This is a genomic window from Acinetobacter sp. NRRL B-65365 (assembly GCF_001605865.1).
GTDB lineage: Bacteria > Pseudomonadota > Gammaproteobacteria > Pseudomonadales > Moraxellaceae > Acinetobacter > Acinetobacter vivianii.
Genome location: NZ_LRPD01000067.1, coordinates 1 through 12,618 on the forward strand (window position 1 = coordinate 1; position 12,618 = coordinate 12,618).

A 12,618-nucleotide genomic window follows, 5' to 3' on the forward strand; every position below is an offset into this window, starting at 1 on the left:
ATTTATTGGAATTATCTTACCGAGCGTCTATTTTTTACACAAATAAGGCTGAAAATGTGGGATTTTGTCGATTATTTGCTCATTTTTATCTTTTTCTTGCCAGTGTAATGGTCGACAATCGATATATTCACAGTATCCAGAGCCTTCATAGCTTTTATTTTTCCATAGAAGTTGGTAATTAAAACTGCCTACATAGCCAGCAGCGAGACCAAACTTATAATCTCCCCGACTTTTAGCTTGTAACTGAAAAATTACTTCGCCTTTTTCTTGATACTGCCAAATAAACTCTCGTGGCAAATACATTTCACGCCCATTCGGTGTTTTAACCTTCGGATAAACCCGTGTGATATCCAGAACGACTTGCTGCTCATACAGAACAGCCGCCTCTTTTGTTTGTATTTCTATCCGTGAAAAAATGATGTTATTCCATTGATTCCTGAGCTCAGACAAAATGATTTGCAAATCAGGGTTGATCTGAATGATTTGATAAGTGAAAAAATGAAAAGCAATAAAAGGAAAATAAATTGCTCTGGCATGTTTTAAAACACCTGACGCTTCGATTTGGTATTTTTGTTTTTTATAAATGATTTCACCTTCGCACTGGCAAGAAACATACCAGTAGTCAGCAACTCCCCATTGCAGAGCCGAATGATTTTCAATGTCGGTGCAGATTTTCACTTTGAGTTGGCAACTGAGTTCTTCATCATCACGCTTAAAATAATAGTTGGGAAAATCGGCCTGAATATGATCGACATCAAGAAACTGGTAACGATCTACTTCTAATTGACATTGTTCTTTTGCACTATAACTTTTTAGATGCCCCACAGTTGATGCGCTGCTACTGACCAAAACCGTGGCAGTATCAATCGCAGTTGTGGTAATGGCACTGGCGTTATAGCAAATTGGAATACGAGGCTGCCCAATCAGGCTAATAAAATTGAAATAATGAAAAGGTTCAGGCAAATTTGGCAGGATCAACGCCTGATAAACAATTTTAAAAAGGCCTTTAGGCGGGTGAAAAGTTAAAGCATCTGACTTATTGAGGTTCAGCTGCTTTAATTGATTATTACTCATCAATATTGGCATACTGAACCTCCTGAATTTTAAGTTGTTATTTTTTCATCATTCTTTTTGGCAAATAAGGTCGTTACAAATCCAGAGAGTACATAGAGAATACATACAATCAGGATCCCTACAGGAATGTTGTACGTGATTGCAGCAAAAATCAAGACTACAGGCAACATCACGACAAAAGGTACACGTTTACGATCCATTTGTTTAAATGAATAGTATTTGATGTTTGAAATCATCAACAAACCAACGGCAACCATCACAACAGCATTGATGACCTGAATCACAATATCTCTTAAATCAAAGATAAATGGGAAATCTCGACCGACCCATACCAATGAAATCACGGTGACAGCCGCAAGCGGGCTGGCAATTCCAATAAAGTAACGCTTATCTACAACACCAATCTGTACGTTGAAGCGAGCCAAGCGGAATGCAGCACAAGCGGTATAAATAAAGCAACATGCCAAACCAATACGCCCAAGATCATGCAGACTCCAGCTATACATCAAGATTGCAGGTGCGACGCCAAAGGCCAATAAATCAGAAAGTGAATCATATTGTTCACCAAATGCACTTTGTGCGCCAATTGCACGTGCAACACGACCATCTAAACCATCAAGCAATGCAGCCAAGAAAATTGCATAGATCGCTTGGTTAAAATTGCCATTCATGCTCGCAATAATTGAGTAGAAACCAGAAAGAAGTGCGGCTGTTGTAATTAAATTAGGCCACAAATAAATGCCACGACGTTTCACTTTTTGTCCTTCGTGCGTATGCTCTTCTTCTTCTACTTCAAAAGTGATGCCATCAAAAGAATGAGCATCTTTATTTAAATCAGAATCAGGTTTAAGAGAATTTGTCATTATTTTCAATTCCTCGAGAATCTTTGGACGTTGATGGGTTATTCACCCACCAACCAACGCACAGCAGCATGTCCACCATTTTCACTCATGCGTAAATGTGGAAATAACCATTGTAATGCTTGATCCGCATCTTCCGAGAATTTCCAAGGTGGATTAATTACCAATAAGCCACAACCATTCAAACCAACTGGTGTGTCATCTGGCCATACGCAAATTTCACAAATCAATTGACGGCGGATACCAGTTTTAAACATTTTCTTTTCAAAACGATCAATCATCGCGCGATCTTTGATTGGATACCAAACAGCGAATACACCTGTTGGCCATTTTTTATGTGCTGTTTGCAGTAATTCAACCAACTGCGGGAAATCTTTACGCTCGATTTCATAAGGTGGGTCAATCATGACCAATCCGCGCTTTTCTTTAGGCGGAATGACACCCATCAGGCCTTCATAGAAATCACGCTCATGCAAGCCCGCACGTTTATCACGAATATTAAAATATAATTGTTGAAATACATCACGCTGCATTTCGAACACAGTCGCTTTATCCATTTCACGCATGCCTTCAAGGGCAAACCACGGTGAACCTGGATAAGCACCTTTACCCGAACCCGCACGCATATCTTCAACAATTTTAAGATATTGCTTTACACCTTCAGGCGCATTACGTTTAATCGAATCGTCAAGTTTAACTAAACGATGGATACCCGTTAAGAATTCACCTGATTTTTGTGCTTCAGAAGTCGATAAATCATATTTACCGGCACCACCATGGGTATCTATATAACGATAAGGTTTATCTTTAGCATTTAAGCGAGCAAGCAGTTGAAGCAAAAGTACATGCTTCATAACATCGGCAAAGTTACCTGCATGGAAATGGTGACGGTAATTCATGTTGACAATTATTCCTCAATTCAAAGGATAGTTTAACATGAAAATAGGGGCCGATGACATTTCACAGATGCTTGCGACTGTTGACATTTTTTAGCTGATACAAGGCATGGTTTTCGAAATTTAGCATTCTAAATAAGAAAAGCATAACGCCGAAGCAGCAAAAAATGTCGCAGTCCCGAAGGGTTATAGCTAAAACTACCCTAAACTTCGTTATGAAACTTGACAAGGGAATCGCCATTGCCTACGTTCCATGCCTCGTTTATGTCATTTTAGCTTATAACGCAAGGCATGGTTGAAATATCAGCGACCCCTCAACTATTCTTTAGCGTTGATGTGATCATCTAAAATCATACTGCAATCTAACCAACAGAACTGGAGTTCTATGCAACGAACCTCTCTTGCTGAATCATGGAATCTAGACCAAATTCTGGATGATTTAAATGAATTTGGCTTTGCCTTAGTTGATGATGTCTATTCAAATGAATATGTACAGTCGCTTGTTCATGAATGCACCTCTCATCTTGCTGAATTCAGAGCAGCGGGAGTACAAAACGGCGTTGTCAGTCATATTCGTAGTGACCATATTCTCTGGATTGATGGTCAGTTACCGATTGCCCAACAGCATATCAAAGCTTTAGAAGAGTTCTCACAAGCGTTAAATCAGGCGTTTTATCTTGGGATTAAAGAAGTAGAAGCACATTTTGCCTGCTATAACGCAGGTGAATTTTATGCTTTACATCGTGACAATCCTCAACAAAAAAATGACCGGATGATTTCCACCGTATTCTATGTGCATGAAAGCTGGCAAGAAGATTGGGGCGGTCAATTACGTTTGCAGGATAAAAATGGTCAATGGCATATTATCCAGCCCTCGCCTAATCGTCTGGCGATCTTCCAAAGCGATTTATTGCATGAGGTTCTACGCTCAAAACAACAGCGCTTGTCGATTACTGCATGGTTACGCAGTGGAAGCTCAATCTGGAATCAAGGCTAAGCCCTTTAAATTCCTGAAAACAGCCTTATATACCTAGGCATAACTGACGATTCTGGATCAATACATGTCGAACGAAACTAAACAAGTCATTGCACGAATTGGTGAAACTGACCAACTCTTTTTAGAGAATAATAGCCCTGAACTTGCTTTAGAGCGTGCAGACCTGCGTTTACAGCTGGTCGTACTCAGTCATGTGCGTCAGGAACAATTACACTTCTTACAGGAAGCAATCGTACTACTGGAACAGGCACGAATTGAATATGACGAAATGCCATTAAGCCTGTATCTCAATCTGTCATTATATTTGGCCAAAGCTTATATGATTTACTTCGAGCTGACCAAAGAGCAACGTTTTGCCCTCATTACTCAGCAGATCTTAAAGCCTTTGGCATATACAGAACACTTAGATATTTATTTCTTCTTGGCTTATGCTTCGGCCTCTAAGCAAGAATTCGCATTAACACGACATTGGTTAACGAAATACGTATCTTGCTTGGATCATGATTTAGAGTTATTACAACTCCACCCTGCTTTTAATCAAGCACGTCAAGAAGACTGGTTTGCAGCCCTTATAAAAAATAAAGCTCACTGATGTGAGCTTTATTTTTATTGAATCATTACTTGGTACTGTCTACATGCAACTGTTGATTCAGTTCATCAATCACAATGGCCCACTCATCATCTTTGTCCCAATGACTTTTTAGAAAATCTCGCTGACCCGCGCTCCAGAATTCAGCCTCATGCAATTTCTGATCCGCACTGAGCTGATGTGTTTTCACAAAACTTTCAATTGCTGCTTCATCTGCCCCAAGCCCAAGTTGCTCAAATAAAAGTTCTAATGTGGGTTGCTGTTCAAACATTGTTATTCTCCATACAGTGCTTCCGATCAAAATAATTTATCAGTAAATGCATCGGACATGCTTAGGTATGTCTATATTTTCTTGTTGTTTTTTGTGTGCTATGTATAAGAAAAGCACTCTCAGGGAGAGTGCTTTTTCAATTTATCAAACTGATAAATTATTTTACCATGTCAGCGATTGCTGCACGTTCTTCTTCAAGCTCATTCAGCGTGAAGTTGATACGCTCACGACTGAATTCGTCAATTTCTAAACCTTGAACGATTTTGTATTCACCGTTTTCAGTTGTTACAGGGAAACCGAACATTACGCCTTCTGGAATACCATAAGAACCATCAGATGGAATACCCATAGTTACCCATTTGCCATTTGTACCAAGCGCCCAGTCACGCATATGGTCAATTGCAGCATTCGCAGCTGAAGCAGCTGAAGACAAACCACGCGCTTCGATAATCGCAGCACCACGTTTACCAACAGTTGGAAGGAACACATCTTTGTTCCAAGCCGCATCGTTGATTTTGTCTTTTAAGCTTACGCCATTTGCAGTTGCAAAACGGTAATCAGCATACATTGTTGGAGAGTGGTTACCCCAAACAGTCATATCTTCGATGTCAGAAACTGCAACACCTGCTTTTTGAGCAAGTTGAGTCAACGCACGGTTGTGGTCAAGACGTAACATTGCTGTGAAGTTTTTCGCTGGAAGATCTGGAGCAGATTTCATTGCGATATAAGCATTTGTATTTGCTGGGTTACCAACAACCAATACTTTAACGTCACGGCTAGCAACTTCGTTCAATGCTTGACCTTGGCCAATAAAGATTTCGCCATTTACTTTTAATAAGTCAGCACGTTCCATACCTGGACCACGTGGACGAGAACCAACTAATAACGCATAGTCAGCATCTTTAAATGCAACTTTAGGATCATCAGTCCCGATCATGCCTGCCAATAATGGGAAAGCACAGTCATCAAGTTCCATCATCACGCCTTTAAGCGCTTGTTGAGCTTTCTCAAAAGGAACTTCAAGCAATTGTAAAATGACTGGTTGATCTTTACCTAACATTTCACCGCTTGCGATACGGAATAATAAGCTATAACCAATTTGACCAGCAGCGCCTGTAACGGCAACACGAACGGGTTGCTTCATGTGATATTCTCCAATGAGATGCGTTAGCACGATTGAACTTTATTGTTATTCAACCGAATTATCATAAACGGCAAAGATTGTACTCTAAAGCGAATGCATATGCATGTAAAAGAGAATGAATTTCAACGAAAGTCTAATAGAAAATACAAATCAAACTAGGTAAAAGCCTAATAACTGCCTTTAATCGTAAACTCACTTGGGCAGCCTGTCACAATATGGCTAGCACATTGTTTATATTGACCATTTTTCTGATAACAGACGCGAATTTCAGTCAAAACCGAATTAAATTTTGAAGATTGGCAGGTAAAACGAATGCCATTCGGCGGTAACGATGGATTAAGCTTGGTAAATTGCTGTCTAAGACTTTCTTTTTGTACTTCAATGGTATTTGGACTGGTCAAATCAGCTGGTATTTTCAAGCGTTCAGCAAAATTAATAATCGTTCTAAAATATTGGCTGGCATTCATTGGCATACAACCGCCAACATCTTGCCACAATTGCACCCGTGCATTTTCATCAGGCATTACCCGTGCAACTACTTTCGCTTGCAAAGGAGATAGTCTTGCAGATGTTTTAGTGGAACAATCCCGATTTGGAGGTACTTCGGGCAGCAAACTGGCGATAGTAAGCGAATAACCTTCTAGACATTTACGTTGTTTTTGTCTTGATGAATCAAACGAACAAGCAGCAGGCGTCATTTGCACATGCATGACATAACCTGCAACATCCTGTTTATCAGCTGCATATAATGGTGCAGCGAATGATAGAGCCAGATAACAGATCAATGCCTGTATAGCTCTTTTCCACTGCCCTTTAAATAAGTCGACTGCTTTCATCAAATGCAAAAACTTCATTATCTCAATTAAACATCTTCGTGTGTTTAAGGACTATTACGCACAGGAATTGTACTCATCCGTTTTTCTAACGACTGTGCACCCTGCCCCAGCACTACAGCATAATGTGTCGCATTGGTCATGACATGTTTCACATAGTCACGTGTTTCCAGTAATGGAATGGTTTCGGTGTACTGATCTGCCGCCATGGTCTGGATATCAGGCTGCCAACGGCGTGCACGATTCGGACCTGCGTTATAGCCAGCAGTTGCCAATACCGAGCTACCACTCAATTGACTCTGGATCATTGAAAGGTAATAAGTACCGTAACGAATATTGGTATTCATTTCACTTAATGCCGCAGGGTTATAGGTTTCACCCATTTGTCGTGCAATCAGTTTTGCGGTGTTTGGCATAATCTGCATTAAGCCACCTGCACCCACATGCGAACGAGCAGAAGTCACAAAACGACTTTCTTGGCGCATTAAACCATACGCCCAAGCGGGATCAATACCAGCATTGTAACTATGGCTGGTGACATTACTGCGATGCGGTGTTGCATAACGATAGGTGTCGTTATGACGAGAGGTGGTGCGGTCAGCCGCATAAATGGCACGATCATACCAACCCATGTCATGTGCACGTTTTGCAGCCGCAAGTAACAAGCCATCATCGTGTTGCAAATAAGCCTGTCGAACAGCCCAGTTCCACTCACGGTTGGTATACGTTGCAGGTGCATTAACATTTCTTAGCGCAAAGGCACGTCTAAAATGAATATTTTGATTGAGGCGCTGAGTATCTTGGGCACTCGGCTGTTCATTATAAGGCTGATGGTTATAGCGTTCGCCGATACGGTCTTTGGCTAACAAATTATGATAATCATCGCCACCTTGTGCGAGCTTACGATAAATCTGTTGAGCAGCCTGCTTTGAGCCACCATCTGAACGTTGCTCAGATGCACGCGCTAACCAGTACTGCCAACGATCTTCCTGCTTTTGCGTCACCGACATCGCATCAATGGCGCGAATCAGACTTTCCCAAGCCCCGAAACGAATCGCTTGACGCGCATAAATTTCAGCTTCTTCCGGGCTAAACGGATAACCATAACTTTGATCGAAAGCATTGAGTACTTCACGGTTAAAACCATTTTTCATCACGGTCGTACCGCCCACATAACCAATGGTACGGTATAGATATTTCTGTACAGGTTGAGGCACATCCTGAACAACGCGTTGCACATTTCCTAACGCATTGGTTAGGTCACTATCTGCCACACGGCCTAAAGCAAAAATCAGATAGGCATAATCAGCATCATTGGACTTAGGTGCACTCCACAAATAGCCCAATGGATTGGCCTGAATCTGGTTAAACTGAGCCAGTGAAAGATTTAAACCCATGGTTTGGGCGGTTGCAACGGCCTGACCAGACTGGCCTGCACGTAATTGTCCCCACAAACGTTGCTGACGATCCTGTGACGTCATGAGTGGGCTAGACAGCATCAAGCGACCTAAGCCATTACATGATTCAGGTTGAGTATTGGTGGTTAACCAGATGTCTTTATATTCAGCAAAAACCAGACTATCGCCCGTCTTGGCACGCACTTGTGCCACCGCACAACTTTCTTCCTGATCTGGATTGGTGACATAGCTCAATACAGGCTTGGCATCGGCAAAGCTGGCCTGTTTGACTTTTTCTTCGACATAATCGGCCGCAAGTTTTTCAGCCATCGCTGATTGCGGATAACGCTGAGCAAAACTGATAATGGATGTGGCAGGCTGAAAGCCGAGATTAGTATTAAGTTTCCAGTATTCTGGATAATAACCCAATGCATCATTCTGCATTTCATATTGATATTGGTCGAGCAGAGCCGTGTTACCTGAATTGGCAGCACGTAGAGCATCATTGAATTGTTCATCCAAAGCATAGACCGATGAGCAGGCAATCATTCCACTCATGGCAATAAAACGACGGAAACTGTTCTTATTATTCGATTTACGTCTTCCTGTTGTTATTAAATCACACTGCTTTTTCATCTTCATCAATATCTATGCCCAATTTTGCCTGCTTACATAGTGTAATAAGTCTAGCTTCTCACTATTGTTGTGTTATGTAAATTACTGATTCATATTCATTAAAATTCACACAATTTTATTCACAAACTGTCCATTTTTGTCAGTTTTTTATTCTCTGCGCACAACTAAAAATACTGCTATAATCCGCGGTTTATTTAAATCCACCTTGTTTAGGAGCCTGCATGACGGTTCAAACATTCATTCCCAGTGCTGTAAAAGCTGCCTCAGAAAACACTGTTACCCAGCCAATGCACACCGCTGATGTTTCAATTAAGAAGTTATATATTGAAACGCAAGGGTGTCAGATGAATGAGTATGACAGTCATCGTATGGCAGATTTGTTAGGTGATTCGCATGGTTATGTGCTCACTGACAATCCTAATGATGCTGATATTCTGCTCATGAATACCTGCTCGATTCGTGAGAAAGCGCAAGAGAAGGTTTTCAGTGGTTTAGGGCGCTGGCGTAAACTTAAAGAAAAAAATCCTGATCTGGTGATTGGTGTCGGTGGTTGTGTTGCCTCTCAAGAAGGTGACAACATTCAAAAACGCGCACCTTATGTCGATATGGTTTTTGGTCCGCAAACCTTGCACCGTTTGCCCCAAATGCTGGATCAGCATAATGAGCAAGTGGAAAAGCCAAAGAAAGAAAAAATCAAACTGGTTGATATTTCTTTCCCGGATATCGAAAAGTTCGACTTCCTACCTGAACCACGCGTAGAAGGCTTTAAAGCCTTTGTCTCTATCATGGAAGGCTGTTCTAAATACTGCTCTTTCTGTGTAGTTCCTTATACACGCGGTGAAGAAGTTTCGCGTCCACTTGATGATGTGTTGGCTGAAATTGCAGGCTTAGCTGAAAAAGGCGTACGTGAGATCAGCTTGCTCGGTCAAAACGTGAATGGTTATCGCGGTGAAACCTTCGAAGGTGGCATCTGTACCTTCCCTGAATTATTGCGTTTAGTTGCAGAAATTCCGGGAATTGGTCGTCTACGCTATACCACTTCTCATCCGCTTGAATTTTCAGATGATCTGATTCAGTGCTACCGTGATTTACCGCAAATGGTTTCGCATCTACATTTGCCAGTACAAAGTGGTTCGAACGATGTACTACAAGCGATGAAACGCAACCACACCATTGATGTTTACATTGATAAAATTGCCAAGCTACGCAAAGTACGTCCAGATATGCATTTATCAAGTGACTTCATTATCGGTTTCCCGGGTGAAACTGATGAACACTTTGCTGAAACCTTGCAATTCATTAAAGATTTAGATTTCGATCATTCTTATAGTTTCGTTTATTCAAAACGTCCGGGAACACCTGCATCAGACTTACCAGACAGTACACCTGAGCAAGTGAAAAAAGATCGTCTTGCACAAGTACAAGAAGTGATTAAGAAATCAAGTATCGATAAAACGGATGCCATGCTAGGTAAAATTGAGCGTGTCTTGATTGAAAAAGTATCTGATAAAGATCCAAATGTTTTAATCGGTACGGCGGACAATACACGTTTAGTGACATTTATCGGTGATGCAACGTGGGTTGGACGTTTTGCAGAGATTGAGATCACTGAAATTAAAACTTTAAATTTAGTTTACGGAGAACTCTTGAATCTTGAACCTGACGTGGCGTAATGTAAGGGTTATTCCTACAAAGCAACAAAAAGGGTTTATCTTGACTGCAGCGATTCGACGTACAGTAACGTTCCCTGAAATTCCATTGGAACGATTGAAAAGCATGCTCGGTGCGTATAACGGGCATTTAAAACAAATCGAACAACGTTTAGATGTCAAAATTACTCACCGCGGCGATGCCTTTTATCTCGATGGTGATATGGAAGCAGTCGAAAGAGCCGAAGCACTATTGCAACGGCTCTATCAAGAATCAGAAATTTCCTCACAAATCAGTGCCGATGTGATTCATTTGATGATTCAGGGTTCACAGACCGACCGTGAACTCATGGATGATTCAGAACAAGAGCATACTGGCCTTGACAGTGTTTGGTTGCAGACCCGCAAAGGGCGCATCAACCCACGTGGCGCCAATCAAAAACGCTACGTACAACGTATTCTACAAAGTGATATTTCATTCGGTATTGGCCCCGCAGGGACAGGTAAAACTTATCTGGCGGTCGCTGCTGCGGTTGATATGCTGGAACGTAATGAAATTCAGCGGATCCTGCTGGTTCGCCCAGCAGTTGAAGCAGGTGAAAAGCTCGGTTTCTTACCGGGCGATCTCACCCAGAAAATCGACCCTTACTTGCGCCCACTTTACGACGCCCTGTATGAAATGCTGGGCTTTGAAAAAGTGGCTAAACTGATTGAACGCCAAGTGATTGAAGTTGCTCCCCTCGCCTATATGCGTGGACGAACCCTCAATCACTCTTTCGTCATTTTGGATGAAGCGCAAAATACCACACCTGAGCAGATGAAAATGTTCCTCACCCGTTTAGGTTTTGGTTCTCGTGCCGTGATTACAGGTGACGTTACTCAGGTTGATTTACCACGCGGTCAGCAATCTGGTTTGGCTCATGCATTACGTGTACTTGAAAATGTACATGAAATTCATATCACCCGTTTTCACTCTCGAGATGTGGTTCGTCATCAACTGGTACAAAGAATTGTTGAAGCTTACGAAGGCTGGGACAGCGAACAGCAACGCTTGTCAGCAGAAGCCCGCGCCGAACGCAAAGCAAAACAAGAAGCACTGATTGCAGAAAATGATGAGAAAGCTGATGCTCAGCATTAAATAATATTAATCTAATTCGATACTCGGAGCTGTCATTCGCAACCTGAGCGAAGATAAACAAAGCTATGCTTTGTCTGAGCGCAAAATGAACAGCTATGCTGTGAATGAAGGATGCGGATCTAACGTTACAATAATGTAAAATCAGGTTTTGCCTACTTTTGCCAAAACAAAAGTAGGTCGCGCCGAAGGCTTATCCAGCAAATGGATGAGAATGTGGCACGATTCCACCATGATCTTTATCTACATTTCTTAGACTCAATCTAAGCTCGTAGATCTAATTTATATCTAAGGATCTATTTTGAAAATCAATTTAAGTCTTCAACAAGACTTTCAAGCTGCTGAATTGCCACTCAAACGTGGTCAAATCAAAAAAAATATCGAAACTGCACTACGTCATGTCGGTTTCGATGTCAATTGTGAAATTGGGATTGCCTGTGTTGATCTCGCAGAAAGCCATGAACTCAATTTACAATATCGTGAAAAAGACAAACCCACCAATGTCTTGTCTTTCCCAAGTGATATCCCTGAGGAAATGCTCAGCTTACTTGATGCAGAGCCACTCGGTGATTTAGTGATTTGTATTCCTGTGGTTTTACAAGAAGCTGCTGAACAGCAAAAAAGGCCAAATGATCATTTCACTCATTTACTGGTTCACGGCGTTTTACATTTACTCGGCTATGACCATGAGACCAGTGAAGTCGAAGCTGAAGAGATGGAAGCTTTGGAAATCGAGATTCTGAAAAAACTGGGTATCGCCAACCCTTACCAAGCTGATGAAAGCTAATCCAAGGTCGTATGTATATCGTTATTTTTAAAGCCACGATTAAAGCACTCGATACAACTTATTCAGAAATGGCACAAATGCTCAGAAATAAAGCCTTAAGCCAATTTAACTGTGCCAAGTTTGAAGCATGCAGTGAAAATGGTTTTGAAATTGCCCTGTCTTACTGGCATAGCCTTGAAGATATTCAACGTTGGCAACAAGATGCAGAGCATCAAGTGGCCCAACGTTTGGGTAAAGAAAAATGGTATCAGGACTTTAGCGTTGAAATCTGTAAGGTTGAACGTGCCTATTCCAGCCAAAAGGAATTGTGAATAAATACAAACTTATCCACAAACCTCTTAAAAAAAACG

Annotated in this window: 13 protein-coding genes; 6 read left to right on the top strand and 7 right to left on the bottom strand. The window is 41.4% G+C overall.

Annotation, left to right across the window (positions count from 1 at the left end; all coding sequences use genetic code 11):
• Positions 1-27 precede the first annotated feature (27 nt).
• From AWW72_RS16670 to AWW72_RS16680, 3 genes are read right to left on the bottom strand one after another with little or no spacing between them, the layout of a single operon-like run.
• Entirely contained in the window at positions 28-1,086 is a 1,059-nt protein-coding gene (locus AWW72_RS16670) for a DUF6670 family protein (protein ID WP_062848071.1), read from the bottom strand.
• A gap of 17 nt (positions 1,087-1,103) precedes the next feature.
• The gene (pssA, locus tag AWW72_RS16675; RefSeq protein WP_004774322.1) at positions 1,104-1,937 is read right to left on the bottom strand and encodes a CDP-diacylglycerol--serine O-phosphatidyltransferase; all 834 of its coding nucleotides are present in this window, start codon (positions 1,935-1,937) and stop codon (positions 1,104-1,106) included.
• 38 nt (positions 1,938-1,975) lie between these two features.
• Positions 1,976-2,833, bottom strand: coding sequence for a 23S rRNA (adenine(2030)-N(6))-methyltransferase RlmJ (locus AWW72_RS16680; protein WP_004774321.1), 858 nt, complete (start codon positions 2,831-2,833; stop codon positions 1,976-1,978).
• 382 nt (positions 2,834-3,215) lie between these two features.
• Here AWW72_RS16680 and AWW72_RS16685 point away from each other — a divergent pair, with 382 nt between their 5' ends.
• Together AWW72_RS16685 and AWW72_RS16690 are read left to right on the top strand one after the other, a co-directional pair.
• On the top strand, positions 3,216-3,827 hold the full coding sequence (locus tag AWW72_RS16685) for a 2OG-Fe(II) oxygenase (RefSeq protein WP_062848072.1): 612 nt from the start codon (positions 3,216-3,218) through the stop codon (positions 3,825-3,827).
• Positions 3,828-3,891: 64 nt separating this feature from the next.
• A complete protein-coding gene (locus AWW72_RS16690) occupies positions 3,892-4,419 on the top strand; it encodes a hypothetical protein (RefSeq protein ID WP_062848073.1) in 528 nt (175 codons plus the stop codon).
• Between the two features lie 25 nt (positions 4,420-4,444).
• On the opposite strand, the gene AWW72_RS16695 is transcribed toward AWW72_RS16690, so the two are convergent.
• The 4 genes from AWW72_RS16695 to AWW72_RS16710 all read right to left on the bottom strand — a co-directional run bounded on the left by AWW72_RS16695 (position 4,445) and on the right by AWW72_RS16710 (position 8,619).
• Positions 4,445-4,687 carry a DUF2789 family protein gene (locus AWW72_RS16695; RefSeq protein WP_004774317.1) on the bottom strand — a complete coding sequence of 81 codons (243 nt, stop codon included), beginning with the start codon at positions 4,685-4,687 and terminating at the stop codon, positions 4,445-4,447.
• A gap of 157 nt (positions 4,688-4,844) precedes the next feature.
• Positions 4,845-5,831: a malate dehydrogenase gene (locus AWW72_RS16700; protein WP_004655942.1), complete on the bottom strand. Its 987-nt coding sequence runs from the start codon at positions 5,829-5,831 to the stop codon at positions 4,845-4,847.
• Positions 5,832-5,998: 167 nt separating this feature from the next.
• The gene (locus tag AWW72_RS16705) at positions 5,999-6,685 is read right to left on the bottom strand and encodes a ribonuclease T2 family protein (protein ID WP_249409181.1); all 687 of its coding nucleotides are present in this window, start codon (positions 6,683-6,685) and stop codon (positions 5,999-6,001) included.
• 26 nt (positions 6,686-6,711) lie between these two features.
• Positions 6,712-8,619, bottom strand: a complete 1,908-nt coding sequence (locus AWW72_RS16710; protein ID WP_171254744.1) for a lytic transglycosylase domain-containing protein — start codon at positions 8,617-8,619, stop codon at positions 6,712-6,714.
• Positions 8,620-8,918: 299 nt separating this feature from the next.
• On the opposite strand from AWW72_RS16710, the gene miaB reads away from it, so the two are divergent.
• The 4 genes from miaB to AWW72_RS16730 all read left to right on the top strand — a co-directional run bounded on the left by miaB (position 8,919) and on the right by AWW72_RS16730 (position 12,579).
• The gene (gene miaB / locus AWW72_RS16715) at positions 8,919-10,370 is read left to right on the top strand and encodes a tRNA (N6-isopentenyl adenosine(37)-C2)-methylthiotransferase MiaB (protein ID WP_009514230.1); all 1,452 of its coding nucleotides are present in this window, start codon (positions 8,919-8,921) and stop codon (positions 10,368-10,370) included.
• A gap of 40 nt (positions 10,371-10,410) precedes the next feature.
• The gene (locus AWW72_RS16720) at positions 10,411-11,484 is read left to right on the top strand and encodes a PhoH family protein (RefSeq protein ID WP_047431185.1); all 1,074 of its coding nucleotides are present in this window, start codon (positions 10,411-10,413) and stop codon (positions 11,482-11,484) included.
• A 298-nt stretch (positions 11,485-11,782) separates the two neighbouring features.
• Entirely contained in the window at positions 11,783-12,268 is a 486-nt protein-coding gene (gene ybeY / locus AWW72_RS16725; protein ID WP_062848076.1) for an rRNA maturation RNase YbeY, read from the top strand.
• Positions 12,269-12,279: 11 nt separating this feature from the next.
• Positions 12,280-12,579, top strand: a complete 300-nt coding sequence (locus AWW72_RS16730) for an antibiotic biosynthesis monooxygenase family protein (protein WP_062848077.1) — start codon at positions 12,280-12,282, stop codon at positions 12,577-12,579.
• The last annotated feature ends 39 nt before the right edge of the window (positions 12,580-12,618 follow it).